The following is a 24,543-nucleotide window of genomic DNA, read 5'->3' as shown; positions in this document are numbered from 1 at the left end:
TAACAGTCATTAACCATATCTGCCGCATACATCGTCACTGGATCGCCCCCTTTGATTCGGAGCCGACGATGCTGCGCTGGATGGTGCCTGCCCTTGCGGCGATGTTGACAGTCTCAGCTGCGTTCGCCGCCGATCTGCCGGCCACGCCGAGGCGGCGGGCCGCCGCTCCGCCGCAGGAACTGCCGCAGGTCTATGTCGAGACCGATCCGGATGCGCTGATCTCGCCGGCCTACGGCATCGGCAGCTACATCCGCAATTTACCGGGTACGCCACTGCTGCCGGGCTCGCACACGCTGCCGGGCTATTACGGCCGCCCCTGGGACTACGATTACCAGGGCGCGTATTACGGCGGGAAGCAGGTCGATTATTTCTGGCGCCTGCCCTACTCGTGCGGCATCTACGGCTATTGCTGAAGAGCAGATCCGATCAGCCGGCCTGACCGACGGGAACGGCGCGCGGCTGCGCTTCGGTTGCGCCACGCGTCGCGAGCCGCTCTGTCTGCATCACCGCAAGCGTCAGCACCACGATGGCGACTGCCTGATGCGCGAGCGCGAGATCGATCGGCACCTGGTTGAGCAGCGTGAGGATGCCGAGCAATGCTTGCAGGCTGACCGCGCCCAGCAGCAAAAGCGCGCCGCTTGCCGCCGAACCCGCGCGTGAACGCACGGCGTCGAACGCGTGCAACGCCGCCAGCGCGAACAGCGCATAGGCCGTCATCCGGTGCTCGAACTGCACCGTCAGCACATTGTCGAACATGTTGCGCCACCACGGCGTCTCGAACCACAGCCGCTCCCCTGAGGGAATGAACGCGCCGTCGATCTGCGGCCAGGTGTTGTAGGCGCGGCCGGCGCGCAGGCCCGCAACCAGAGCACCAAAATAGATCTGGATAAAGGTCACCGCGAGGAGCAAGGCGCTGGTAAAGCGCAGCCGCGACGATGCTGCGATCTGCGGACGCCCGGCGAGCCGCCGCACCGTCCAGACGATGCCGGCGAAGATCACGAGCGCGAGCATAAGATGTGTCGCCAGCCGATATTGCGACACCTCGACGCGTTCGGACAGCCCCGAGGCCACCATCCACCAGCCGACCGCGCCCTGGAGGCCGCCGAGCCCAAACAATAGCCACAGCCGCCGCTTCAACTCACCGGACAGGCCGCCGCGCCAGAGGAAGAACAGGAACGGCAACAGATAGGCGACGCCGATGAAACGGCCGAGCAGCCGATGGCTCCATTCCCACCAGAAGATCTCCTTGAACTCGGACAGGCTCATGCCGGCGTTGAGTTCGCGATATTGCGGGATCGTCTTGTAGGCCTCGAAGGCCGCCGTCCACTGCGCTTCCGAAAGTGGCGGCACGCTGCCCGTGACCGGCTTCCACTCGACGATCGAGAGCCCGGATTCCGTCAGCCGCGTTGCGCCTCCGACCAGCACCATCAGCGCGATCAGCGCAGCCACTGAGATCAGCCACCAGCGCACGGCGCGATACGGCTCGGACGGGGCGGAATTCGTCGTCATTCGAGGCAAAACCAGAGCTTGAACCGGACTGCGTGCCCCTTATAGTCCCCCGCTCCCGCAGCGCAAGTTACGCGAAAGCCGCGATATTCCGTCATGACGATCCGCACTCGCAAGTTCCTCGGCACCATCCTGCTCCTGGTGCTCGCCACCGTCTGGGCACTGCTCGGCATGGCGCTGGCGCAGATGCCGTGGATCGCCGAATCCGGCTGGCGGCAGGCGATCTACTACGTGGTGGTCGGCATGGGCTGGGTGCTGCCGGCGATGCCGATCGTGAGCTGGATGCAGCGGCCGGACCGGGCCAAGTCGAGTTCGTAGCGCTTCCAGTTCGTAGCGCTTCTAGGTCCCAGCAGTGCCAGTCGGCTTCACCGGCGCAAAAGCGACCCCCGACACCAGCACCCGCATCATGCGCAGCGAGCGCACCCGGCCGTCCCAGGAAATGCGCGGCAGCGCGCTCAGATTGGTGCGTCCCTCCGCGTCCACCACGCCCGGGATCGTCGTCACCGCGCTGGCAAAGCCCGCCTCCTCCGCCATGATGACATGGCTGCGCCGGAACGAGGCGCGATCACCGAACGGAAAGGCGAGATGCCGGATGTCGCGATCGAAGGCCGCCTCCGCCACCGCCTTGCCCATCGTCATCTCGCGCAGTGCGGCCGCATCCTTCATGTTGGCGAGAACGGGATAGTTCACGGTCGCACTGCCGATTGTCACCAGCGGATCGGCCGAAAGCCTTGCCAGATCCTCCCAATTCATCGATGCCTCGCGTGAGAGCGCGGCAAGGTCGACCCGGTAGCGCGTGCAGAGGTCTGCGATCGCAGCCGACACATCCGCCGGCGGCAGCGAGCGCAGCCAGGCCTCGAGGAACGAAAACAGCGCCTGCTTCTCCGCGTTGCCAGTCACAGTGAAGCGCTGCTCCTTCTCGCCCATCAAGAGACTGACACGGCTCTCGCGCGCGATCACCTGTTCGAGTCCGAGCCACCAGGCCTCACCGACGCCGTCGGGAAACGCCGTGGGCACATAGATCGTGAAGGGCACGGCGTGGCGCGCCAGCACCGGATAGGCAAAGTCGATCAGATCCTTGCCGGCGCCGTCGAAGGTGAGTGCCACGAAGCGCCGCTGTTCCGACAGCGTCACCGCGCGCCGGCAGACCTCGTCCATGCCGACGAAATCATAGTTCCACCGCTTCAGCGCGCGAATGGCGCGATCGAGGAAATGCGGCGTGATCTCGTTCTCGCGCAGCGGCTGAAACCCGCCGCGCCGGCGCGACCGCACATGCGCAAAGCGCAGGATGGCGCCGGCTCCACGACTGCGCAGCGCAGCCTGGCCCGTGAACCAGGTCAGCTCAAGTCGCAGCCGTTCCAGCCATCTGTCGTCGGATGCCAATGTCCCACCTCGCGCCCGTCGGCGGCCGGTCCCCTCTTGTAGTCATTACCCTTTGTTGACATTTCTTTGCAAAGGTCGGCCACAGGCCGAATTACGCATATTTTTGATTTCTCGACAGGTTCGCGAATGACCATGGCTGCGGCGATGCAAAGCCGGACGGCAGAATTGCCAGCGCAGTCGACAGCGGGCCGCATCGCGCATGTCGATATCGTGACCGATCTCGGCGCGGCCGAGGCCGTCTGGCGCGCCTTCGAGCAGCCCGGTCATCTCTTCACGCCCTATCAGCGATTTGATCTGCTCAGTCCCTGGCAGCGTCTGGTCGGCGAGCAGGAACGCGCCCGCCCCTTTATCGTCATTGCCCGCGACTCCGAGCATCGGCCGCTGCTGCTGCTGCCGCTCTCGCTGCGCCAAAGCCACGGCGTGCGCACCGCCTGCTTCATGGGCGGCAAGCATACGACCTTCAACATGGGCTTGTGGAACGCCGAATTTGCAGCGCAGGTCGCCAGCGGTGATCTCGACGCGCTGCTTGCGCCGCTCAACGAACATGCCGACGTGCTCGCACTGACGCAGCAGCCGCTGCACTGGAACGACCAGCAGAACCCGTTCGCGCATTTGCCACGCCAAAGCGCGATCAACGGCTGCCCGCTGCTCACGATGGAACCGGGCGGTCCGCCGGCATCGCGGATCAGCAACTCCTTCCGCCGCCGCCTCAAGAGCAAGGAGAAGAAGCTCCAGGCGCTCGCCGGCCATCGCTATCATTTGGCGACCACCGATGCGGACATCACCCGCCTGCTCGACTGGTTCTTCCGTATCAAGCCGGCTCGGATGGCCGAACAGAAGCTGCCCAACGTCTTCGCAGAGCCCGGCGTCGAGCAATTCGTCCGCAGCGCCTGCCTTGCACCACGCGGCGACGGCCGCGTCATCGACATCCACGCGCTCGAATGCGACGACGAGGTGATCGCAATCTTCGCTGGCGTCGCCGACGGCCAGCGCTTCTCGATGATGTTCAACACCTACACGATGTCCGAGCACGCCCGCTACAGCCCCGGGCTGATCCTGATGCGCTACATCATCGACCGCTGCGCCGAGCGCGGCTACCGCTCGCTCGACCTCGGCATCGGCTCGGACGAGTACAAGCGGATGTTCTGCAAGGACGACCAGGACATCTTCGACAGTTTCGTTCCGCTGACGTCACGCGGAAAGCTCGCGGCCATGGCGATGTCCTCGCTGAGCCACGGCAAGCGGCTGGTGAAACAGAACCAGATGTTGTTCGACCTGGCGCAGCGGCTGCGGCGAGCGTTCGGGTAGCTCTCGCCATTGCACGACTGCCCACCTTCTCCCCTTGTGGGAGAGTGAAGCTCTCTGTAACCACTTGAACGGTCTGGGAAACCAAACCGGGTGTCCCAATAGTGTCCCTTTCACCGTGTTCCCTGCGCGTGGGGTTCGCAGGGGCGCGCTGATGCGTTCGAGCGCTGACTATACGCGAATGCGTCGAACAGCCCAGACCGCACCACGCGCGTCCCCCTACGCGACCCCGATGCGCGCGCAACTTAGTATCGGTCGGCCTGAAGGTCCTGAAGGGTTATGCCCGCAGCGTCGCTTATTTGCGAGCCAACCGCCCCCATCTTAATAGCCCACTCCACGATCTCTCGCTTGCTGGCCCCAGAGGCAACCATCTTCGCGCTTCCCTCTTTCAATATTTTTTCTAAAGCAGCGTCCTTTGCCTTCGCGCGGGCATACACCCGCATGAATGCATCGCAGGCGACCGCGTTGCCGCCGTTACCCGCGAGACAATGATCGTACAGCGCGTCGTCGGCGGGCGAGCGTTGAGGCTTCCACCAGTTGATAGCCGCCCAAACGCTGGCAACGGCAATGGCGCCGCAGAATAGCCCCACAAAAAAGCCCTTCATATCCTGACGTTCCCCCAGACCTGTGAACATCAGATCATTGCCCGCGCCAGAGCCTACCGCATCGATCGTGACGCGGTCGAGCTGTTGACGCGCGATATCGTGTCGAGGGAAAAACTACGATTGTATCAAGGTGGTGTTCTAGGAGCGTGAGCGAGAAGACGACAGGGCGCGCACGCTCAAGGTCCCACCTTACCGGAGGTCCACAAATTTGCAGCCCGTCCACAGCGCCTCGGCGTTGCGCTGATCTATTTCCTGCGAGTTCTCTATCGAGAAACTCGTGCCGTTTACCCAGCAGTAGAGGTCTTCGACGATTGGGATTGTCGCATTCAGCAACTCCGTTTCGTCGCCGTACTTCATCGGCTGAACAGATCCGTTCTTCTCGCGGCGCGTGGTTTCCAGCGAATGCGCAAGGTGTTTGTCGCGGATGTTCATGATTGAGGCCAGTCGCGTTGAACTGAGAACCGCGCGGACGCCCGCGATTGCTTGCAGCAATGCAGATCGAGCCAGCGCAGCGCGTTCGTCTGCGAATTGCTTGTCCCTAGGATCTTGATGGTGGCTGCGCGTTTCGTCAATTAGCGTTTCGATGATCGCCTCATCGTTGATCAGTTCGACGACGGTTGGGATGTTCTCCTTTTCGAGATCGACGCCGTCCCAGACCGCGCAGAGCCGCACGATCTCGATTTGGTACATGCTGCGCTGGAACACATTGAACGCGTTCGCTGCATAGGAGCGGGTGATTTGAGAAGCAAGCTCCGGTGAGAACACCACAAACGAGTTGTTGGCGTGCAGTTCGACTACATAGAGCAAGTGATCGAGAACCTTTATCATTTTGGCTTTGGCAAGCCTGATCCGCTCTGGTTTCGGTAGGTTCTTAATCTCTAGCTTCTTCTTCTTCTGCGTTTTCTTCTGTTTCATCTTAAACCGACTACGCTTCGACATGGCGCGATGGGGGCCTAAGCGCGGGCGGCTGGCAACAGACCGGCACCAGTTTATCCCCGCCTTTCCAGCTCTCGTTGTGCCTTCCAGGCCATCCACCCCAATCTATAGCGGCTTGCCTGTTGCGCGCCGTCCGGCGATCCTGTTGCATGGGCACCAAATCACGCGAGACCATCTACGGCGCATCGATCCGGGCAGCGGCAGAGCGGGCGACGGAAGCGCGCAAGGAAGCGGATCGGCTCGCCTGCGACGCATGGAATAAACGCATGCTCGGCTTGCAGGGACCCGCGCAGCCGTCCCCGGCACTCGGCGACGTGCTCAACGCCGGTTACCTGTATCTTGAAGTGAAATACCTCGGCTGCGACACCCATCAGACCATCGCGCTGGATGACGTCCGACGGCCCAAGACGACGGCGATCCATGAGCTGGAGCGGTACATGCGGTGCAAGGATTGTTCGGAGGTGCGGCGCTAATCCGTGCAAACGCAGCCATCTCGTCGCGCTGCGACCCACGAAGATTTCAGCGAGCGACCCCGCCGTCGACGTGGTCGCCGGGAGAGTGGTGAAGTGCCTAGATTGGGCGTCTTACTGAACTCCGGCCGACTCTCCAACAGCGTGCTCGTCTTCTCCGCAGCGTCATGCACTTTTATTTGGCAGCAGACTTCCTCAACGCTGGAATTTCTAAGCCGCGAGACCGCGACCGATCAATTCGAGCCGATGGCGATCACAGTTTGTGGTTGTCGATACCAGACGTCCAAGATAGAAAATCGGCCGCCGAGATCGTCTTGATCCGGTCGGCATGCAGTGACCAGTCGCGCAGAGACTGCAAGGCGCAGAATTTTCGCTTTGCTGTCTCGGTGGCCACCCCCTCGTCGGCGGCGTCGATCTCGATAGAACTCTGGCAGACCTCGCGCTCGCGGCCGTTATTGCCAAGCACGTCTTTCATGAAGCAGACGACAAATCGTGACATGGGAGCCTCCTGCTACGCTGTTGCTACGCCGACCGGCCACTACGTCCGCGTCAGCAACTCGCTCGCATTTGCTTTTCATATTCGGTTATCGCAGATTCTAGGCTGTGGCCTCAGTTCGCCTTGGATCCAGCCCAGCGCCCCGGAGTTCAACGGGTCAGTGTCCACCTGCATTTGGTCGATGCGACCGCAGCTTGTGCAGCGGAGTGTCCAGTGCTCAAAGCCCGCGCGGGCCGCAGCAATACGCATTGGAGCTGGCTAGCAAGCACCTGCGCCTCATGGTTCGGCCGCTGCGGCAATATAGGTTTTCGAGGCTCGGACATGACGCACCCGCTTTATAGGCCGGGAGCGCAACACTCTCAGTCACCGAACGCAGCCAAGGGGTCGAGGCGGTGATGCTGAAAGGGTGCGCTTTGTGGGGCGGCCCCGCAAGTTAATTCGGGTCAAGCAGGGCGCGGGGAAATGATGGCGTGTGCTGGTGTGGACGGCCTCTCATCCCCACGGTTTGATGGCGCTCTCGGCGTCACAGAAAAGATGAGAGGAAAGTCTAATGAATATTCCCGTTCGTATCGGCATGGATACCTCGAAGTCGGTGTTCCAGCTTCACGGTGTTGATGAAAATGAGGTAGTGGTTGTCCGGCGCCAATTTCGGCGAGCCGAGATGATCCGCTACTTCGAGCGGCTTCCGCCGGTTCTCGTCGCCATAGAGTCTTGCGGCAGCTCGCACCATTGGGGGCGCCTGCTCCAATCTTTCGGGCACGAGGTAAAGCTGATCCCTCCTCAATACGTGAAGGCTTACGTGAAGCGCGGCAAGAACGACGCGGCCGACGCCGAGGCACTGTGCGAGGCGGTTACCCGGCCCAGCATGCGGTTCGTACCGGTGAAGTCGAAGGAACGGCAAGCGGCTTGCATGTTGATGACTGTGCGGGAACGCCTGGTCAGCGTGAAGTCGCAGCTCTCCAATGCTTTCAGGAGCTATGCCGCTGAGTTTGGTATCGTCGGGCCCGCCGGCCAGCAGAACGTCGCGGCACTCATCAAACGTGTGCTCGAAGACGAAAGCCTGCCGGAAATGGCGCGGGATCTCTTCCGCCTTCAGGCTGACGAGTATGCCGCGGTCCAAGCTCGCCTGGCGAAGATCGAGGCCAAGCTGATGAAGTGGCATCGCGAGGATGACATCAGCAGGCGTATTGCGACAATTCCAGGCGTCGGTCCGATTGGGTCGTCGATGCTCAGCATGAAAGCGCCGCCGCCCGAGACGTTCAGATCGGGTCGCGACTTTGCGGCGTGGCTCGGGCTGACACCCAAGGATCATTCAACTGGCGGCCGGCAAAGGCTCGGCGGCATTACAAAGGCCGGAGATTCTATACTGCGATCGACGTTGATCGTCGGTGCAACCGCACTGCTGAGGCATATCCGAAAGGGCCGTCATAAGCCGACACAATGGCTCGCTTCGCTGCTGGGGCGAAAGCCGCCAAAGTTGGTCGCGGTGGCCTTGGCAAACAAGTTTGCCCGCATCGCTTGGCGCCTGATGATATCGGGTGGCGTGTACAAGCAGCCGGTAGCCGCCATGCCGACTTGATCTGAAATCGGCCCGCGAGCGAGGTTGCTCGGCGGATTGCCCACGAACTTGCAGGACGCAGTAGATGGAAGGACCGATCGGTCGATACGCGCGAGCTTCCGAAGATTACACTGGCACTAAGAATGTCGCCCATGTGCTTGGAGCGTGCGTAGCGAACACCATCTCGGCCAGCGGGCTTTGTCCGCGCAAACAGGCCGGACATCTGATAGCAAGCGATCTGGCCAAAAGTCTGCTACAATCCTGACAAGTGGGGGGCCGTCCACATCTGCAATCTCTATTGGATCACCACCAAGAAGCCGTCCGCGCGCTGTTTCGCGTGATCAAGCGCTACGTCGGCAACCTACCGCCTGCCCGGCGTCTTCCCTGACAGCCCCGCACCCGTAATCTGCCAACACGAAAACCTAGACTGAGATAACGCTGATGCGCTGGGACATCAGTTACCACCGAGCGGTAGCTTTCGCGACAGCTCGGCGGACCATGATTTCCATGCACCGGACGCAGATCAGCTCGCCGTTCCCGTGCGGTGGCGGAAGGATGGTTAGCTCTTCTGGGGCGAACCCGTCTTCGCAGTGATCACAGCGGGGGATTTCGAACATCTGCGGAATTGCCCCCACCGTTACGGCTGAAATTCGGTAAGGCTCTATGACGTGCGGCCATGACAAGGACAATCCACCCATCTTTATTCGAAATGCGGATAGCCCATAGAGTAGCTTGCCACATCGCCAGAGATTGCAGCCCAATCGATCGCGCCTTCCTCCTCGCTTCGAGCCGATCTTCTATGGCGTTAGCGTCCCTTCGGCAATTCTTCAGCTTCTTCCTTCGCCAACAGCCGAAGCATCTCGATGCCCATCTCACCTTCTTGAGGCGAACTGATGAACCTGATCTCTTCTGCGCTCTCCTGAAGTGTCGCAATCATAGCGACCGCCTGATGAGCTGTCGGCGTTTCGGTCGCCCAAACATCTCGTTCGTTCTTACGTAGAAATCCGATCGTATAGGACATCGCTCCCTCCCTGCAGGATAGCCGCCGAAAAGTAGATCGCAAGAACGGCGAGGATGCTAGCAGTAATGAAGGCAGTTGCGAGACTCATGCCCACAATTCAAAGGCATGCCGTTTTTTCTTACTCGTTCCTGAACTGGAACATTAGCCACAACATGGAAGCCGGGACCGAGATGACCCTGATGCGCTGGGGCATGCCGCCGTCGCCCAGGCAGCAGCTAACCGGCCGACGTGCTAGATCGATGCCCCATGGGCGAGCGCGCGTGGCGTGGATTTCGAGCGTCTCGCCTGACGAAAAAGAGGGCCGAAGCCCTCTTTCAAGATCAGTACCGACGATAGCCCCGATGGTAGCCATAGCCGCGACGTACATAGGGGCGGCGGACGACATAGGCTCCTCGCCGATACACGGGTCTCGTGCGGATGCACCCGCGCGGACCGCACACCACTGCAACGCTCTCGACGTTGGAGGACTGGAGTTGTCCCAAGGGGGCGAGCGGCATTGCTGAAGCGGCTCCGGGCGAAAGCACTGCGCCACCTAAGGCGGCCAATGCGAAAAGTGCGTATCTGAATTTCATCTAGTTTCTCCCGTTGACTGTAGTCTCCGCAGGCAGCGTAGAGGTTCCTCTGTGAACGAGGGATGAGCGTAGGATTAAATCGCGACAATCATCGCAACCGTCGCCTCCGCGCTGGCGCGGCTGGCTGAAGTCCGCGAACGCTGCCTCGTGCCGTCACGGTATCGTATCGCTGAGGTCGGGTACCAATCTGCCGATCCGGGCTTTGAACAGCTCGGAGAACACGACGAAGGAAATGCGGCAGGCGTTGCAGATTTTCAACCCGCATAACCATTCGAGACACTAAGCTCCTAGATAGCGACGAGACGCATACTTTCGTTCTTAGTTCGTATGATCAGCGGGGGCAGAAGGTGTTTGATGTCTATCGCAATGACAAGCGCGACTTGCTCGTTCTAAGTGCAGGCTCTCCCGTACCCGTGCTTTACTCTGCGCATAAGTGGCGCAAGAGCAGAAAACGAGTTCTCAAGGTCAGCGACGAAATCAAATCAGCCGTTCAGGCACGGGGCTATTACCTCCGCAGCCTGCGGGCGAGCAAGGAGCGAATGATCGAGGTCGAGTAGGGCCGCCGGCCGGTGTTCTCCACTTGCGATCTCTATTTGATCACCACCAACCAAGCCGCCGTCCTAACGCTCTTCCGCGTGGTCAACCGCTACGTTGGCAACCTTCAGCCGATGCCTCTGGCAGCAGCCACCATAGCCCTTGATTTCGGGGAACCGCGACCTGACCACCTGAGTTTATTCGCGGGGCGGACATGGAGGTCACCCCATGTGGACGCTACTAGTACTGATTGGAACCGTGCTGATGACTATCGTCGTCGTCCTCGGTCTCTTTAAAGCGGCTGGGCTGAAGCGGCTGGAAGATTTGATCCCCACAAAGACGGATGATCCTGACCGTCTCCGGCAGGAGTAAGGCCGCCTTGGCGGCCCTTGTCCACACCACGACAGGCAGCAGCTCGCCGCCGATCCGACCTCCTACCAATCGACAATTTGCCAGCCGCGCCTGGCCCCGCTTTGATGGCGGCATGGCGACCGTCCGCATCCGCAAGCATGAAGCTGTGCCGCAAACCGGCAGTTACGAAGTCTGCTTCGGCGACGGTCGGCCGAGCGTCTATTTCTATTGGGACGATATCGCGGGACGGCGGCTCGGGCCTGACCGGCTGACCGGGGCAGAAGCGCTAGAGAAGGCCCGGGCACTCGCGAGAGCGGAGTCTAGCTCGCTATCGAAAGACGAAATGAGCAAATAGGAACGCGAACTGCGGGCGGTTGTTGAAGGGCCGCCGGTTCCCAGCCCAAGCCGGCGGAGCGGCCCCGGCCCTAATCAGAGTTTCCCTTGAAGCCGGGGCCGTCTCTCCGCCAACAGAGGCCCCGCCGGCGTGAACCGCCAAACGAAATGAAATAGGCCGCCAACTAGGCCGCCTCAATGCCTTGTATGGTGCTTCAAAATGGCCACTCGGCGTGAGTGCTGCCAGACTTCCAATCGTGGCCGTCGAGCAACTTGGCTGGCTGCTGTTTAGCCTCATCGTCATCCGCGCAATTCAGCTTGTGCACGCCGATGATATGCCCCTCATCGTTGAGGATGTAAGCGCGGCCATGACATTCGTTCCATAAACGGAACGATTATGCCCGGCGACGGGCCGCTGAAGTCAAATCAGGCCACTGTGATTTGCCACGGAGCAGCTAGGGCGAGCGGTCAGTTGGCGGCCGCCCCCGAGGCAGCCCTTACTCTTTACTCTCGGTCCAGGTCTGCTCACCGCACTGGCACTTGAACATGCGAACGATCCCACCGGTCTGGGTGTTGAGCATCTTCGCCGCAAAGATCGGCTGGCGGCCACACTGATTGCACGGCTTCACTGGATTTGGCTGATAGCTGGAAAAGACTTCGTTCTTAAAATCGCGGTCCACAGTGCTGCCCTCGCGGAGGACTCACTAAGTACCAGAGTGTACACAAGTTCCAGATAGCCTAAGTTATAGGCGCCCCCCGAAAAGAGAGCACTCAGGCCGCCAACTGAGGCGGCCGTACTTCTAGGTGTTCCGCTTATAAATACACGCGCGAGGAACGAACGAAGATTTATTAAAATCACAATCTGTTCTCGCCCGGAGAACAGCGGGGCCGTCAGCGTGAACCGGCACGCAAAGAGGCCGCCAGCGAGGCGGCCTCTCGTTGCGCGCAGAAGCTCCTAGAACTGGCTACATACGCCCGCCGCGACACGTTTCCCTATAGCGGCGACAGTTACCTTCACCTTGCTCGCCCAACCGATCCTTGTTGAGACAGGCGGATCGTAGCTCGCCGCAAACATCTTGCCGAACGGGCCGTTGGCAGGTCTCGCGATAGCGGCGACAATTTCCTTCGCCTTGCTCTCCCAGCCTATCCTTGTTTTCGCAGGCAAGGCGCAATTGTTCACATTGTCCACCGCCTCTCGCCCGGCGGCCGTCATCCACCCGGACCCCGCCAGGTCCGATTTCGATAGATTGTGAAAAAGCTGATACTGGGAACACTGAAAGAGCGGCAACGGCAGCCATTGCGAGTGCTAGTTTGCGCATGTCTTACAACTCCTTGGCGATCAACCCGTGGGACTCAGATGACCGTAGCTGAATGGGAATGCCCTTGATTGGCGGTTGTTCCCTACTCCCAAAACGCCCGCAAAGCCCTATCTGTGGCAAATGCGTATGGCGTACGAGCTTTGCCTGGCCAGTGCCGGCAAGCAGGTCCCGTCGGGACCGGACTGGATTCACGAAATCAAACACGACGGCTACCGGATGCTGGTCATCCGGGAAAACGAGCGCGTGCGGCTGTTCTCTCGCAACGGCACCGACTGGACCAGGCGCTATCCATGGATCGCCGAGGCCGCGCTCAAGAACCGGCAGAAGCATTTCGTCCTCGACGGCGAGGCCGTGATTCTCGGCCTTGATGGGATCTCCGACTTCAACGCGCTGCATTCCCGCAAGCATGAGCACGAGGTGCAGCTCTATGCCTTTGACGTTCTCGTCGTGGGCAGTGACGATCTCCGGCAGCTCCCGCTACACCTGCGCAAGACCAACTTGGAGCGGCTGTTGGCCCGCCGGCCGGACGGGATCACCGTCGCGCCATTCGAGCGCGGCGAGATCGGGCCGGAGCTTTTCCTTGCGGCGTGTCGCATGGGCCTTGAAGGTCTCGTGTCGAAGCATCGCGATCGGCCATATCGCGGCGGCCGACAGAAGCACTGGCTCAAGGTGAAGAACCGCAGCCATCCCGCGATCGGACGGGAGCTTTGAAGGAACTGGTCGACCGATGGCGTGGGCCGAGCCCACGGGAACGATGAGCCAGCAGCGTCATTGCACCTTCTGAGTAGGAGTTGCGTCATGCGTCATGCGCCGTCGATCGTGCCGCTGGATCGCCTCGACCGGGACATCTACCTGGTCCTGGAGGACTTCGGCGCCCGAGCCGGCTGCTCCTGGCGCGAGACCGACGAGCAGGACACCGACTTCAAGACGATCATCCGCGACCTCATCTCCGGCCAGTATGCCTATCCGGTCCGGATCGTGGCGTTCAACGCCGTTGAAGGTTGGTCGCGTGACGCGACCAGCGAAGTCGCAGATGAACTTGGTGAGTGCGCCGCTGGCAACGCGGAGATCACGCCGGCCTTGCGCGCCTTCATCGAAGCGAATGCTACCCGGCCCTTTGCCGTCCAACTGGCGCTTCCATTGCGCGGAGCTGCTTGAGCATGGCGCGCCTGACCCCCGCCGAGAAGATTGAGCAGAGCTATGACGACGCCATGATCGCGCTGGCCGACTATCTCACGCGCGACTGCGATGCCGAGACCACCGTCGACCGGCTGCTCCGCATCCTCGATCGCGACAGCCTCCGAGATGCTATCACTGAGGTCTTGGTCGATGCGCGGGTGCATCCTAGGCCGAGGGCGGATGTGCTGGAATAGACGGAGCGGCCACGCGCCTTACCGGCTGAAGCGGAACAAATAGCACACCTATGGTTCCGGTGGCTCTGACCTACGCTGGTGCGAGAGCCGTTGTGCCTCCTCGTTCTGGACCTGTTCAAGCAAATCGAGGGTGGCGGCAAGGCCAGCGTAGGTTCGGGACACGTTTAAAAGCAGGTTGGCGACCCGCTTTGTCGTACCTTCAATGTTGGCGCGTGTTCGATATTCAGCCGCGAGTTTGCGGCACTCTTCAGAGCTTTGCCGTGCTGCTGCCCTGATCATCCACACCCGCCCACATGTCCCGAGCGCATGCTTACCGATTTGGATTTCTCAGTGCACGTCAAATCCGACTAAAGAACTACATACGAAGGTTTAGACTGCTGCGATTGCAGCGGACCGAACAATGATTTGGGCGCGGGTGTCCGCATGGGCGAAGAGCTGAAATCCGAAGTGAATGAGCACCGCAAGCGACTGCTGCGGGGTCAAAAGCGTCAGTCTAGCACTCCGCTGCAAACTTCCGGTCTACCCCTCAGAACCGACATGTCGCGGCACGCCTGAACGGGAGCGAAGGGCCAGAAGCAGACCTTGCAGCTCATTCGGCTTTTCTATTCCGACGTCGAGGGCGGAGGACCTCTCTTCCCCTGGGAGAAAAGGTGGCGTCACCCGAACTGCGCGACCACGGCCGACCACAGACGCCAGATTTCGGGGGACTTTTCATCGACGGCGGTCTGCACCATGACCAGCTTCGAGGGCGGATCAACGAGGATACGCTGCCCGAGGTGCCCCAAGAGCGCGAATTGCCGTCTGCTGCCGGGAAACAGGTAGACCTGATAGCCGTACCCGAACCCTCCCTCGGCTTTTGCCAGATACGTCTCGGAGGCAAGCACCGTGGTCGCATCAATCATCCACTGTGCAGGTATTATCTGTTTGCCTTCCCACGCTCCGTCGTGGGCCAGCAGACGGGCGAGCCGCGCGTAATCGCGCAGTACCGCATTGAAGAACCCGTGCGCTACCTCACGGCCTTCCGCATCAATCAGCCATTTGGCATCCGCTTCCGTGCCGATCGGCTGCCAAACTTTTTCCTGGAGATAGCCGCACATTGATTGACCGGTCGCGTAATGCAGCACGAGACCAAGCACGTCCGTCTCGATACTGGCGTAATGGAATCGCGTCCCCGGCGGCGCGATCCGTTGGTTGAATTGCGCGATGCTGGCAACGGTGCCTTTTTGGGAAAACCAGTGTTTGCGCACCATGTCGCCCCACAGGCGATCGAGGTCGTCTCCGCTGCCTTTCGCTTCATCGTTCTCTTCACCGAACTTCACGCCAGACGACATGTGCAGCAGCGCGCGGATCGGCGTTGCACCGTATTCCGTGCCTTTCAAGCCGGGAACATAGGTCTCCGCAGCATCGTCGATCGACTTGATCGCGCCTTCTGCGGTCGCGATCCCTATCAGCATGCCAGTGATAGATTTTGCCATCGACTGCGATATCAGCCGGTCTCGATCGGTGCGGCCGTACTGATAGCACTCAACCAGAATCCGGTCGTCCTTAGCGATCAACAGGCCCGTCACCGGATTGCGCGACAGATAATCCGCAAGCGAAGCGCGGTTTCCCTTGTAGTGGTAGCTGACATCCGCCGGCGTTCGCTTGAATGGCCAGGATGTGGCCGCGCGATCGACGTGGCGTGTCGGGAATATCTCATCGTAATGACTGAATGCGCCGACGCGGTATTTTGGCGAGGCCGGATTGCCGGGCTGGAAGATCCTCCATCGGTCCTTGATCGGGTAGTTCTCGGCCGCGCCGTAAAGTTCGGCGTCCGGGCCATCGGCGAAAAAGGACGGACCACCACCGATTTCAGCAGCCCAACTCCATTTCGCCGACGCCGCAACGCAGGTTGCCGCAAGTCCGGTCAGCACAGAGCGTCGCGAGAGTACTTTCCCGGCGCTGGTATCGGAGCTACCGCTGCGCCGCTTGCAAGAGTGATAAAATCGCGGTTCGCAAACCTGGCCCATCCGACCTCGAAATCGCTGGAGAGGGCCAACTGCTCCTCACCACGAATGCTACGGTGAGTAACATTGAGCCAAGCAGCGTGCTGTGTCAATGGCCTACAGCTTTTGAGCGAGGTCAGCTTTGGGTCACGGCTGCCTTCCCAAATTCCGAGAGGCATGACGGCAGTAACCCCCAATGCGGACGTTAGCGGCCGCGCTGTGGACGGCAGCGATGGGCCACAGGCAGACTTCGCCGCCACGGTCTCAGCGTGCTCGACGTCAGGAGTTCCTGCGCAATAGCGCGTAAGCCGAACAAGAGAATACGAGAGCTACGTTGCTGCCGGAGCGAGTGCCGGCTGTGACGCTCGACCATCGCTTTCTGCGCTTGCGTTGTGATCAGCCCCGAGATTGAGGCGATATCGGTTGAGCGGTCGCTCAATGCTCAGGTAACTGCCCGCAGCCGCGATGACTGAAAAGCCCAGTACGATTGGAGCGGTCAGGTACCAGGGCATCAACTCTCTAAGATAAAAAGCTGCGGGATAGTGCCAGAGATACATCCCGTAAGAGATGACACCGATGCCGACCAAGGGCGGTGCTGACAAGATCGAGTTGACCCAGGAGCTTTGTGTTGAGGCTGAGATAACCAAACAGAGACCGGCCACATGAGCCAGAGGCGTCATCACGACAAGGGACCAGGGGGCGCCCCAGTAGCCGATAGAGAGACAGACAACGAGCGCCGTCCACCCGCCGACGCCCGCTGCATCGGCCGCGCTCTTCGAGATTGGCGCTTTGTTTTGCAGGAACATCGACAGCATGGAGCCGCACACCAGCCCACTGAAGCGCGTATCAAAACGATAATAGGTAGCGTCCCATCCCATACTTTCATACTCGAAGATGCGCCACGCGCTGCCAAGCAGGTAGAGCGCCAAGAGACCGTACAGACTCCAACGGAGATCGATGCGAGCTAACACCAGGATTGCCAGCGGCCAGATAAGGTAGAAGTGCTCTTCAACTGAAAGCGACCACATGTGAACGAGCACGTTCGGACTATGCCAAAAGGCCTGCGAATAGTCGGCCAGATAGAATGCTGCTAGTCCCGCGTCCCGGATGTGTGAGATGACCTCATATTGCGGCCAAAGCCATGGGGCGACCAGAACATAAGCGCTCAAGCATACTAGGAGAGCCGGCGCGAGGCGAAGGAATCTGCGCAGATAAAAACGTCGCAGCGCGATTCGTCCGGTTGCGTCTAATTCGTCAACAAGGAGTCGGGTAATCAGGAAGCCGCTAAGGATAAAGAATATATCGACGCCAAAATAGCCTTGGCGGAACAGGGGAACGCGGCAGTGCCCCAGAATGACAAGGCCAATCGCCAGGGCCCGCAGTCCATCTAGTGCGGGATTGTATTTATTTGGGAGTGCCAACCGAGCCTCCAGGCAAATCGCGGCGCCGCCGCATTGGGTTGTTATTGTTGAAGTGCCACGTTCGAGGACGTTTCTTCGCGCCTTGAAGGAATTGCATTCCGACGCAAGTTAAGGTTGAATAGATTGCAAATTTCCTAACGTTACAACCTAAACTAGCACCTCTACGACTTTCGTCGGAAGAGAGCGTTGGAACAAAGCCGATCCGTCGGTCCGCGTCGATTTGCCCGCGCCTTACCGATGGCCGGTTTGGCCTCGGACTGCCGAGGCCCCGACACGACGGCTACCTTCGCCTTCGGGCCACAAGCGGACGAACGTCGCTTCCAATTGCTAGTCGCAGAGTGATGTTTCCTTAATGTCGTATGAGTGACACTCCGCGCGGGCCATAGAGGCATTGCTTAAACGATGCGACTAGCACTACCAAGCCGCGCTGATGAGCGCACCAAACGCCGCAGCAAAATTCCGGAATGGATTGCTGCTGCATCATCCGGCGACGTTGACGCTCAGTTGGCTCTCGCTTGGGAGTATGCCCGAGGCGACGCCGTTGACCCGGATTTCGTGACGGCATGGAATTGGTTTGATCGTGCCGCTTCGTCCGGTCAAGAGAACGGTGTTTTGCATCGAGCCCGCTTCCTTCAGCTTCGCGGCGTACCAGAAGGGCTACGTGAACTTCGTAAGCTCGCTCTTAAGGGCAACTGGAATGCGCAATTTTGGCTTGGAACGCACTATCAATCACAACATGGGCGCTTGAGCCAGTTGAGAGCTGCTGTGTGGTACGGTCGATCATTTAAAAGCGGGAACCTCGGCGGCAAGCTCGCCAAGCTAGCGCAACTGAGAAGAATTGCGCATCAACCCTTCAGAACGTTGTTTGCCGCTAAGGTCATTTTTGAAGCTGTTTCGACCGTCCTACAGATGTTCCGACAAGATCAGCAAATCGAAACCCATGAAGTGTTGATGTATCGCTTAAAAAGCAGAACCCGGTGAAAGCAGCTAGTCAAGCTGTTGAAGTCAGACTCGGAAGTCGAACTACGCAATCGCGACTTCCGCTTTTCCCACAACAGCAGACTAACGGCGCTTACGAACTCCTGGATGCGCTAAGCGCGGCCAGTTAATGCAGCGTCGCGGACGGCCGCTCGATCATCGCCTCGACAAATTGCCGCAAGGCATCCATGGCTTTGGTCCGCCACGCCTCAAGCTCGCCGGCGTATTTCGACAAAGCCGCACGAAACTCTTCCCCGTCAATGTCTTCACCGCGAGCAAGCAGACGCCGCGCATAGGCGGTGAGCGCAAGATCGCGATGGCGACACAACTCGGCGTTCGCTTGATCCAATACTTTCATTTCGAGCCACGCTTCACTGCCAGTTTCCAAAAGCCGCCTTCCCCCGGCCGAATGCCTGTGCTTTGCACGTCGGCATGCCAGACCGAGCCGGAATGTGTGACGAAGGATCCCGGCTGATACGTCCGCGATGCATCCCAAATGCCCAGGTAACACAGCGTCGGGCGCGCCTCGATTGCCTTGATCCGCTCTTTCAGCGGCGTGATTGCTGCCAGCACGAAATCGCCGATCACCGGTGCCAGCGATTTGACGAGGCCTTCGATCTCGGCTCGCCGCTGGGGCGAAACCTGCGCTTCGATCGCACGGCGCTCTTCGAGAGTTGGGACGTTCGTCATTTACACGTGCTTGATGTTGGGGGCCTTCCCATGGCGTCGCTCATACGCAAGCGACAGCCGAGCTTGCTCGCGGACCAGCGCGCGACACGCGCGCATGTTGCCAGGATTATCGCGGCGCCAGAGCAGTTCGCGGATTTGCTTGGTTATCCGATTGATGGCAACCAAATCATCGGCTTCCGGCAAAATGCGAACCACCGAGCGCCCCATCTTGCGGGCAACCAAACGGCGGCCAGTTTCTAGGTCCGTCGCTGATAACTTGACGACCATTGTCGTCTCCTCATTATTTCGAAGTCGACCTTCAAATAGCAGATCGCGACCTCAACCTTCGTTACGCTGTAACTTGCGGTGCAGTTTCTGCAGCGCCAGCTTCAAAGCTTGCGCGAGTGCTCGTGCATCTTCCTCGTCCCATTCCAGCAGCGTGCCCTGGCCGCGAAGCCAGTCCTTGTCGGCCCCGTCGAGATCAATGGCAATTCGCGTAGCGCCCCTCGCCTGCCGCGCGCGGTGTTCCCGCATGCGCTGGGCGGCGGCCGTCGGTGCAAGGTGCGCCTTCGCCTTGGTTTTCACGGTGGGCCTCCCGGACTAAATGCCGTCAAAATGGCAACCCCCTCCTAGGAATTTCGTCCCATCCCATAAGGACCAGACGGTGCGGTTCTCGCGGCTTCGCAGGCCGGTTTCGAGTCCATCCCCCCGGTGACCGGCTTTCGATCCGCCAACTGGCGTCCTGCCGGCAGGCCCGCCCTTGGCGTCGGGCGAGCGACCGAGTGACTTCAGCCCGGAAGGTACGAGACGGTCGCTCGCACCGTGCCCCCTTAAAACATAGCCAAAGAGCGACTGAGCGACCTTGAGCGACCTATCTGGTAAACTTCTCCCCAGCCAGCCCACCAGCGGCCAAGCCGCTTCCCGACGGGCACAGCGCGCCGGCTGGGCTGCTCCGCCGCAGACTCCTGACAAGTGGTCACTCAGGTCGCTCAAGGTCGCTCAGTTGCTCTTGGCGTATGCTAAAAATCGAATGGTTTGCTTCGGTAATAGCCCTTCACCCGGTTGCCCTTGATACTGACATAACCGTTGTCATTACGGCTCCAGCCGAGCCGCTTCATTACGGCCGCCAGCCGCATCGTATGCCCGGTCTGCTGGTTGCCGGGCGCGATGTTGAGCACAAAGGTCAGCAGTTCCTCCGACGACACCCGCTGTTCGTCGCGGAGCACCGCCTTGCCCGATGCGTGGCGATCCTCATCGCGGGCATAGTGAATAATGGTCCGCGTTCCCTCATGCTGCTTGCCGTCCTTCCAGTAGCTGTAGGTCGTCATCTCCGGCATGTTGCGCAGCACGTCCTCCCACGGATCGGTCACCCGCCGGTACTCCTGCTCAAGGCCAGCTTCACCCCACAGTGCCGGATCGAGCACGACGCTTTCGCCCTGGCTCTGGTAGTGCGCGGCTTCACCCCACAGTTGGAGCCGGTCCCGCTTCAGCTTTTCGATATCGATCGCCTTGAGAATCCGTAGCGGCCAGAATCGGCGATTCCCGGTCTGCGATTGCAAGTAGCTATCACTGTTGGTGGTACCGACCTCGATCGAATGCCGCTTCTGCTTCTTGGGAAAGTGACCGTAGGCCGGTCGCGCAATATCGACCATCCTGCTTGCGTAAGCCTTGACCGTCTCGACCTCAGCTTTCTTCATCCCGGCGAGATCGGCGTTCTCGTGAACCCAGACCTCGGCCAACTGCTCCTGCACCTCGCGGCTATTCTTGCCGATGATGCTCTCGTCGGAGAAGTTCTCATCGCCAGCGAGCACGCGCCAGGCCGTGGACTTGTTGAAGCCTTCCTCGCTCTCCAGCACCAGGATTTCGTCCTTCTTGATACCGGGGACGCGTGCCCGTGCGACGGCGGCGATCATGGTCTTGCGCACGAAGGCCCTGTTGAGCGGGGTATCGTCGGCATTGAAGTATTCGGTCGCCATGTGGTCCAGCCGCTCGACGCCATCCCATCCCGCCTCAGCCTGGGCGAGCATATCGACGACGGGGTCGAAGCAATGATCAATTGCGAGCGAGATGATGGCATCGCGCGTGTACTTATCGTGAAAATCAACCCCGAAGGTGTCGGACATCATCCGCCGCAGCGCGATGATGCCGTTGTCGGTCACTTCGCCAAAAAATTGTTCGAGGGCGTGCCGTGTGGTGTCGTCCTTGAAGCCGAACAGCAGCTTGTTGTGGAACATGTCGTAACTGCACTCGATGCCGAGGGCAGTGATCGCAAGGCGTGCGTTGTGCAGGCTGGGCAGCGGCGAGCCGTCTTCGCGCTGTTCGCGCCAGTTGGGCATGTCTGCCCGTTGTACCTTGCCCGGCGGTGGGGCGTGTGACCGCAGGATCAGGCGTTCGATGGCTCGCCGCTTGTTCGATTGGTTCTTGATGTGCTGATTGCATTCCAGGTCGCACAGCAATGCCGCCGCGATCTGCTCATTGCTGTAGCGACCATCGGATTTGAGGATGGCAGCAAGCGCCAAAGAAACCTCGCTCCAGCTTTGGTATGGTTTGACAAGAGTACCGGCGTGTTGGAGATCGAAATTCAGGTCCTTGAGATTGCCGGCATGCCCGACGATCGCCTTGCCCTTCACGCTGAAGTCGGCAGGCAGGTCAGCGGCGCTCTTCAGCCAGCCACGATGTTTCTCGACGGCGGCCCAATCGATGCTGCTGGTGCCGCTCGCGCTGCGGGTCGGATTGGCGCTGCCGGTGTTGCTGGTACCGGCATTGCTGGCGCTGCTGTCCTCAGGGCTATCGGCTTTTGCGCTGCCGGCATCGGTCGCGAAGTCTTGCAACCTGCACACCGCAAGCTCGTTATACGCGAGCAAGCTCGACTGACACGCCATGCGGCCCTTCTTGATCTTCGCCTTGGTGGGCAGGTTCTTGGTGCCAGGCAAGCGCAGGATGCGGTCGATGTTCTGCGTCCCGGCGACGCTGCCCAACTTCTCCATCGCCACCTTGGAGCGGGATTCGACATCGTCAACGATGGTTTGCGCTTCCGGCGAGAGGGCCGGCTTGGTCTTGCCATCGGCGCCGATGACCATGACCGGATCGGGCAGCGGGATCGGCTGATCGAGACGCCACAGCACCTGCACGCCATTGCCGCTATCGACCACAAACATGGGCGCGGGATCAAACGACTTCAGTGCCGCGAGAAAGCGAGCCTTCGCGGCCTCGGGCGCTTCACCTTCGTTCGGGTCGAGATCGCCGGGCAGAAATTCGATCGCGCTGACTTCGGTCTTGGCCGCTTTCTTGTCTTTGATCCGGACCGGATTGGGTGCGTAGTAGAGATTGTGGTTGCCGTTGTAGCGATTGATGAACCTGCGCGCTTGATCAGGAGTGGTTGCGGTGACCGTCTTGATATCGTTGTTGACCTTCGGATTGATCGCGGACAACTGCCACGGCCCGCCGGGACGCAGCAGCTTGAGAAAATCGACCGCGACATCGGTGGCGCCGCCAACCTCACGCTCGGCGGCCAGCGGCTCCCCGCTCGGCGAATTGGAATCGTGCGCGTTCACGGCTGCACCCCACGCGTTTCGCCGAGGCTGCGGACGTGCTCCTTGCAGGCCTCGATCAAGGTTTCAGTTTGGGTCTCAGTGAGACCATATTTATCCCTTTGCTGCTGCTCGTCGTTCCACCAAGACCGGAGATCATCCGCGCTCTTGGCGAGCGGAATGACCGGCAGCGCCATGGCGACATAGGCGGCTGCCTGAAGCTGTTGCTTCGACGGTTGTGTGTGCGCGGGCGCGATGGGATTCATCACCGACATTCTAAAAAATTCCGTGAGAGGATGATGGGAAAGGCGGCTGGCAGGCCGCCTTTTCAGCGACTACGCGACGCTGGCTGCCGGCTACGCCACATTCTCGCGAGCACGACGCCACGCTGCGGCAGCCTCGCGCGAGATCAGCACGCGCCTGCCGACGTTGAACGTCGCGGGCATCAGGCCCTTCGGCTTCAATTTATAGAAGAGCTGCGAGCTGATCCGATTACGCGCGCAAAACTCGTCAACACTGTAGGCGTCGGCGTCATCCGGACCGTTCGGTCGCATCGGAGAGTGCATCAGTATGCTCCTTATAATTTTCGGTGAAGCCAGGTGACCTCACCGCATGAGGAGCAGTATTAATAACGCCGCGTTGGCGGTTGTCTGCAAGAGCAAGGAACGTGCTGATGGAAAAGACATGTTTAAGATCAGGAACTGTTGGAAAAGACATGTTTCAGATCAGGGACTGTTGGAAAAGACGCAGGCTGGAGCGATAAGCGCGGATGGTCACAGCACGATGGTCATGAACAGAAGCGTCTCAAGCGGCACGGCACCTCGTGCTGGATGTGACGCTCGTCTCGAGATCGAGTAACGCCGCCCGCGTCAGCGATTCACTTGGATCGCCAATGATGTACCGGCTGTAGTTCTTCTCGATCATCGCGACGGATGTGTCGTGGTGAGCGGCAACAACGCGGGTCGGCACGCCTTTCAGCAGGTGCCGGACGATCGAACAGTGCCGCAGCGCATAGGGCGTCACCTCCGGGCCAAGCCCGAGACTTTCGACGACCGGACGGAAGCTCGCCGCCAAGTTCCACATCTTGGCGAACAGCGAATCATGAGCGGCCCGGCCAGCAACCTGCTTACGCAGCGCCTTAGCCAACCGTGTCGAGATCGGCAGCGGCCGATATTCGATCGTGCGGTTCTTGCCCTTGCGACTGGTCGGCATCATCAAGCGCGCCGCGTTCAGATGATCCTGCAAATCGGCTGGCGTCAGCTTGAACACCTGACTTTCACGAGCGCCGGTCTCGGCCAGAACGTCGATCAGCAAGCCGAAGTCACGATCCTCATCATACGACCCGGTAACCAGCGCGGCGACGGTTTGATCGGGCAGGATCACGTTGCGCGCGACCTCGCTATCGGGCAGCTTCCTGACGCCATTCTTCCATGCGGCGGCATTGGTGATGCGCTTGTCGTTCCTGGCAGCCAGCGCCAGCGCGGCCTTGAGCGAACGCCCGATGCGATCGGCGGATGAGGGCTTCAGGCCGGCCTTCACCAGGCCGGCGCGCCAGTCGCGCAGCTCCCGCTCGGTCAGCAGTGCGACCGCCTTGCTCTTCAAGGCGTCGGTCAGATGCAGGCGAAGCTGAGTCGCATTGTACTTGCGGCCACCGCGCGTTTCGAGATCGGCTTCATATGCATTGATGGTCTCGGCGACACTGATGGGCTGCTCGGTGTTGGCTTCGCCGGCACGCGCCAACATCTTGGCGCGCTCCAGCGCTTGCCAATACGACATGACGCTTTCGCCGTTGGCGTCTTCGTGGTCGTCGGCGAGACCGAACCGCTTGAGCCAGCCATGGCACTTCACCGACCACGTGCCGGGACCAGTGTTGCGACGATATGCGAGAAAGATGCCGGGCGCGATCAGCGCGGTGTATGGCTTCTTACGTGTCGCGAGTTTCAAGCGCGCAGTACGGTTTTCCAGAAATGAAGAGCGGGTGCGGCGGGCCATGGTGTCCCTCGAAATGTCCCCAAAATGGGGGTGGGTCGGGATGGCACCCATCGTACCTGAATAGGAATAAGATAAGCAAACACAATGAGTTATGTGAGCTGTATGGGTCTGTATAGGTCGCTGTGGACTTCGGTTTCTCCCCTTGTGGGAGAAGGTGGCGCGAAGCGCCGGATGAGGGGTTGTATCAGCAAGTCAAAATGCGAGAG

Annotated in this window: 27 protein-coding genes and 1 pseudogene; 11 read left to right on the top strand and 17 right to left on the bottom strand. The window is 60.2% G+C overall.

All coding sequences use genetic code 11. The features are described from left to right. Window positions 1–68 precede the first annotated feature (68 nt). Entirely contained in the window at window positions 69–413 is a 345-nt protein-coding gene (locus IVB07_RS17635; protein WP_018455125.1) for a hypothetical protein, read from the top strand. Between the two features lie 13 nt (window positions 414–426). On the opposite strand, the gene IVB07_RS17630 is transcribed toward IVB07_RS17635, so the two are convergent. After that, entirely contained in the window at window positions 427–1,509 is a 1,083-nt protein-coding gene (locus IVB07_RS17630) for a COX15/CtaA family protein (protein WP_018455126.1), read from the bottom strand. 93 nt (window positions 1,510–1,602) lie between these two features. Here IVB07_RS17630 and IVB07_RS17625 point away from each other — a divergent pair, with 93 nt between their 5' ends. Continuing rightward, window positions 1,603–1,824: a DUF2842 domain-containing protein gene (locus IVB07_RS17625; RefSeq protein ID WP_007603477.1), complete on the top strand. Its 222-nt coding sequence runs from the start codon at window positions 1,603–1,605 to the stop codon at window positions 1,822–1,824. A 21-nt stretch (window positions 1,825–1,845) separates the two neighbouring features. Here IVB07_RS17625 and IVB07_RS17620 read toward each other — a convergent pair whose 3' ends face one another. After that, window positions 1,846–2,889, bottom strand: coding sequence for a polysaccharide deacetylase family protein (locus IVB07_RS17620; RefSeq protein ID WP_247767764.1), 1,044 nt, complete (start codon window positions 2,887–2,889; stop codon window positions 1,846–1,848). Between the two features lie 126 nt (window positions 2,890–3,015). Between IVB07_RS17620 and IVB07_RS17615 the strand changes: the two genes are divergently transcribed. Then, window positions 3,016–4,197, top strand: coding sequence for a GNAT family N-acetyltransferase (locus tag IVB07_RS17615; RefSeq protein ID WP_247362603.1), 1,182 nt, complete (start codon window positions 3,016–3,018; stop codon window positions 4,195–4,197). Window positions 4,198–4,439: 242 nt separating this feature from the next. On the opposite strand, the gene IVB07_RS17610 is transcribed toward IVB07_RS17615, so the two are convergent. Then, window positions 4,440–4,829: a hypothetical protein gene (locus tag IVB07_RS17610; protein WP_247336645.1), complete on the bottom strand. Its 390-nt coding sequence runs from the start codon at window positions 4,827–4,829 to the stop codon at window positions 4,440–4,442. 159 nt (window positions 4,830–4,988) lie between these two features. Next, a complete protein-coding gene (locus IVB07_RS17605; protein WP_247336643.1) occupies window positions 4,989–5,714 on the bottom strand; it encodes a hypothetical protein in 726 nt (241 codons plus the stop codon). Window positions 5,715–5,884: 170 nt separating this feature from the next. On the opposite strand from IVB07_RS17605, the pseudogene IVB07_RS17600 reads away from it, so the two are divergent. Continuing rightward, window positions 5,885–6,300, top strand: a pseudogene (locus IVB07_RS17600) (hypothetical protein). A 158-nt stretch (window positions 6,301–6,458) separates the two neighbouring features. Here the strand turns inward: IVB07_RS17600 and IVB07_RS17595 are convergent. After that, window positions 6,459–6,704, bottom strand: coding sequence for a hypothetical protein (locus IVB07_RS17595; protein ID WP_247336640.1), 246 nt, complete (start codon window positions 6,702–6,704; stop codon window positions 6,459–6,461). Window positions 6,705–7,251: 547 nt separating this feature from the next. On the opposite strand from IVB07_RS17595, the gene IVB07_RS17590 reads away from it, so the two are divergent. Continuing rightward, on the top strand, window positions 7,252–8,280 hold the full coding sequence (locus tag IVB07_RS17590; protein ID WP_247766646.1) for an IS110 family transposase: 1,029 nt from the start codon (window positions 7,252–7,254) through the stop codon (window positions 8,278–8,280). 784 nt (window positions 8,281–9,064) lie between these two features. Here IVB07_RS17590 and IVB07_RS17585 read toward each other — a convergent pair. Next, the gene (locus IVB07_RS17585; protein ID WP_247336637.1) at window positions 9,065–9,280 is read right to left on the bottom strand and encodes a hypothetical protein; all 216 of its coding nucleotides are present in this window, start codon (window positions 9,278–9,280) and stop codon (window positions 9,065–9,067) included. Window positions 9,281–10,199: 919 nt separating this feature from the next. Between IVB07_RS17585 and IVB07_RS17580 the strand changes: the two genes are divergently transcribed. After that, window positions 10,200–10,409, top strand: a complete 210-nt coding sequence (locus IVB07_RS17580; protein WP_247336634.1) for a hypothetical protein — start codon at window positions 10,200–10,202, stop codon at window positions 10,407–10,409. 320 nt (window positions 10,410–10,729) lie between these two features. Beyond that, window positions 10,730–11,092: a hypothetical protein gene (locus IVB07_RS17575; protein ID WP_247336631.1), complete on the top strand. Its 363-nt coding sequence runs from the start codon at window positions 10,730–10,732 to the stop codon at window positions 11,090–11,092. A gap of 933 nt (window positions 11,093–12,025) precedes the next feature. Here IVB07_RS17575 and IVB07_RS17570 read toward each other — a convergent pair. After that, window positions 12,026–12,283, bottom strand: a complete 258-nt coding sequence (locus tag IVB07_RS17570) for a hypothetical protein (protein WP_247767763.1) — start codon at window positions 12,281–12,283, stop codon at window positions 12,026–12,028. Between the two features lie 226 nt (window positions 12,284–12,509). Here IVB07_RS17570 and IVB07_RS17565 point away from each other — a divergent pair, with 226 nt between their 5' ends. The 3 genes from IVB07_RS17565 (at window position 12,510) to IVB07_RS17555 (ending at window position 13,762) form a co-directional block, all read left to right on the top strand. Beyond that, a complete protein-coding gene (locus tag IVB07_RS17565; protein ID WP_247361183.1) occupies window positions 12,510–13,100 on the top strand; it encodes an RNA ligase family protein in 591 nt (196 codons plus the stop codon). Between the two features lie 87 nt (window positions 13,101–13,187). After that, on the top strand, window positions 13,188–13,547 hold the full coding sequence (locus IVB07_RS17560; protein WP_247361186.1) for a hypothetical protein: 360 nt from the start codon (window positions 13,188–13,190) through the stop codon (window positions 13,545–13,547). 2 nt (window positions 13,548–13,549) lie between these two features. Further along, window positions 13,550–13,762: a hypothetical protein gene (locus IVB07_RS17555; protein ID WP_247336621.1), complete on the top strand. Its 213-nt coding sequence runs from the start codon at window positions 13,550–13,552 to the stop codon at window positions 13,760–13,762. Between the two features lie 656 nt (window positions 13,763–14,418). On the opposite strand, the gene IVB07_RS17550 is transcribed toward IVB07_RS17555, so the two are convergent. After that, on the bottom strand, window positions 14,419–15,675 hold the full coding sequence (locus IVB07_RS17550; RefSeq protein ID WP_247336617.1) for a serine hydrolase: 1,257 nt from the start codon (window positions 15,673–15,675) through the stop codon (window positions 14,419–14,421). A gap of 401 nt (window positions 15,676–16,076) precedes the next feature. Continuing rightward, window positions 16,077–17,168, bottom strand: a complete 1,092-nt coding sequence (locus IVB07_RS17545; protein WP_247767762.1) for an acyltransferase — start codon at window positions 17,166–17,168, stop codon at window positions 16,077–16,079. Window positions 17,169–17,570: 402 nt separating this feature from the next. Here IVB07_RS17545 and IVB07_RS17540 point away from each other — a divergent pair, with 402 nt between their 5' ends. Further along, on the top strand, window positions 17,571–18,149 hold the full coding sequence (locus IVB07_RS17540; protein WP_247336612.1) for a hypothetical protein: 579 nt from the start codon (window positions 17,571–17,573) through the stop codon (window positions 18,147–18,149). Window positions 18,150–18,273: 124 nt separating this feature from the next. Here IVB07_RS17540 and IVB07_RS17535 read toward each other — a convergent pair whose 3' ends face one another. From IVB07_RS17535 to IVB07_RS17500, 8 genes are all read right to left on the bottom strand, one after another. Then, entirely contained in the window at window positions 18,274–18,534 is a 261-nt protein-coding gene (locus IVB07_RS17535; RefSeq protein ID WP_247298174.1) for a hypothetical protein, read from the bottom strand. Further along, window positions 18,501–18,836 carry a hypothetical protein gene (locus IVB07_RS17530; protein WP_247336609.1) on the bottom strand — a complete coding sequence of 112 codons (336 nt, stop codon included), beginning with the start codon at window positions 18,834–18,836 and terminating at the stop codon, window positions 18,501–18,503. Before IVB07_RS17530 ends, IVB07_RS17535 begins: the two co-directional genes overlap by 34 nt. Beyond that, the gene (locus IVB07_RS17525) at window positions 18,837–19,103 is read right to left on the bottom strand and encodes a hypothetical protein (protein WP_247336604.1); all 267 of its coding nucleotides are present in this window, start codon (window positions 19,101–19,103) and stop codon (window positions 18,837–18,839) included. It lies immediately after the preceding gene. A 51-nt stretch (window positions 19,104–19,154) separates the two neighbouring features. Beyond that, entirely contained in the window at window positions 19,155–19,400 is a 246-nt protein-coding gene (locus tag IVB07_RS17520; protein ID WP_247361199.1) for a hypothetical protein, read from the bottom strand. Window positions 19,401–19,834: 434 nt separating this feature from the next. Beyond that, the gene (locus IVB07_RS17515) at window positions 19,835–22,369 is read right to left on the bottom strand and encodes a virulence-associated E family protein (RefSeq protein WP_247767761.1); all 2,535 of its coding nucleotides are present in this window, start codon (window positions 22,367–22,369) and stop codon (window positions 19,835–19,837) included. Continuing rightward, a complete protein-coding gene (locus tag IVB07_RS17510) occupies window positions 22,366–22,620 on the bottom strand; it encodes a hypothetical protein (protein WP_018454181.1) in 255 nt (84 codons plus the stop codon). The genes IVB07_RS17515 and IVB07_RS17510 overlap by 4 nt, the downstream gene beginning before the upstream one ends. 81 nt (window positions 22,621–22,701) lie before the next feature. Then, window positions 22,702–22,911 (bottom strand): hypothetical protein, encoded by a 210-nt coding sequence (locus tag IVB07_RS17505; RefSeq protein ID WP_247336594.1) that lies wholly within the window; start codon window positions 22,909–22,911, stop codon window positions 22,702–22,704. A 238-nt stretch (window positions 22,912–23,149) separates the two neighbouring features. Continuing rightward, window positions 23,150–24,337, bottom strand: coding sequence for a tyrosine-type recombinase/integrase (locus IVB07_RS17500; RefSeq protein ID WP_247336591.1), 1,188 nt, complete (start codon window positions 24,335–24,337; stop codon window positions 23,150–23,152). Between the last annotated feature and the right edge of the window lie 206 nt (window positions 24,338–24,543).

This window comes from Bradyrhizobium sp. 172 (assembly GCF_023101065.1).
GTDB classification, from domain to species: domain Bacteria; phylum Pseudomonadota; class Alphaproteobacteria; order Rhizobiales; family Xanthobacteraceae; genus Bradyrhizobium; species Bradyrhizobium canariense_D.
Note: the sequence above shows the minus strand (reverse complement) of the source record. Positions and strands in the feature narration are given on the sequence as shown.

Bases quoted from the DNA above. Each gene is read 5' to 3' on its own strand.
- IVB07_RS17525 (WP_247336604.1), bottom strand. From the start codon at position 19,103: ATGGTCGTCAAGTTATCAGCGACGGACCTAGAAACTGGCCGCCGTTTG.
- IVB07_RS17590 (WP_247766646.1), top strand. From the start codon at position 7,252: ATGAATATTCCCGTTCGTATCGGCATGGATACCTCGAAGTCGGTGTTC.
- IVB07_RS17610 (WP_247336645.1), bottom strand. From the start codon at position 4,829: ATGTTCACAGGTCTGGGGGAACGTCAGGATATGAAGGGCTTTTTTGTG.
- IVB07_RS17565 (WP_247361183.1), top strand. From the start codon at position 12,510: ATGCGTATGGCGTACGAGCTTTGCCTGGCCAGTGCCGGCAAGCAGGTC.
- IVB07_RS17635 (WP_018455125.1), top strand. From the start codon at position 69: ATGCTGCGCTGGATGGTGCCTGCCCTTGCGGCGATGTTGACAGTCTCA.
- IVB07_RS17625 (WP_007603477.1), top strand. From the start codon at position 1,603: ATGACGATCCGCACTCGCAAGTTCCTCGGCACCATCCTGCTCCTGGTG.
- IVB07_RS17560 (WP_247361186.1), top strand. From the start codon at position 13,188: ATGCGTCATGCGCCGTCGATCGTGCCGCTGGATCGCCTCGACCGGGAC.
- IVB07_RS17500 (WP_247336591.1), bottom strand. From the start codon at position 24,337: ATGGCCCGCCGCACCCGCTCTTCATTTCTGGAAAACCGTACTGCGCGC.
- IVB07_RS17595 (WP_247336640.1), bottom strand. From the start codon at position 6,704: ATGTCACGATTTGTCGTCTGCTTCATGAAAGACGTGCTTGGCAATAAC.
- IVB07_RS17570 (WP_247767763.1), bottom strand. From the start codon at position 12,283: ATGACGGCCGCCGGGCGAGAGGCGGTGGACAATGTGAACAATTGCGCC.
- IVB07_RS17585 (WP_247336637.1), bottom strand. From the start codon at position 9,280: ATGTCCTATACGATCGGATTTCTACGTAAGAACGAACGAGATGTTTGG.
- IVB07_RS17555 (WP_247336621.1), top strand. From the start codon at position 13,550: ATGGCGCGCCTGACCCCCGCCGAGAAGATTGAGCAGAGCTATGACGAC.
- IVB07_RS17510 (WP_018454181.1), bottom strand. From the start codon at position 22,620: ATGTCGGTGATGAATCCCATCGCGCCCGCGCACACACAACCGTCGAAG.
- IVB07_RS17605 (WP_247336643.1), bottom strand. From the start codon at position 5,714: ATGAAACAGAAGAAAACGCAGAAGAAGAAGAAGCTAGAGATTAAGAAC.
- IVB07_RS17530 (WP_247336609.1), bottom strand. From the start codon at position 18,836: ATGACGAACGTCCCAACTCTCGAAGAGCGCCGTGCGATCGAAGCGCAG.
- IVB07_RS17540 (WP_247336612.1), top strand. From the start codon at position 17,571: ATGCGACTAGCACTACCAAGCCGCGCTGATGAGCGCACCAAACGCCGC.
- IVB07_RS17615 (WP_247362603.1), top strand. From the start codon at position 3,016: ATGACCATGGCTGCGGCGATGCAAAGCCGGACGGCAGAATTGCCAGCG.
- IVB07_RS17575 (WP_247336631.1), top strand. From the start codon at position 10,730: ATGATCCTGACCGTCTCCGGCAGGAGTAAGGCCGCCTTGGCGGCCCTT.
- IVB07_RS17630 (WP_018455126.1), bottom strand. From the start codon at position 1,509: ATGACGACGAATTCCGCCCCGTCCGAGCCGTATCGCGCCGTGCGCTGG.
- IVB07_RS17505 (WP_247336594.1), bottom strand. From the start codon at position 22,911: ATGCACTCTCCGATGCGACCGAACGGTCCGGATGACGCCGACGCCTAC.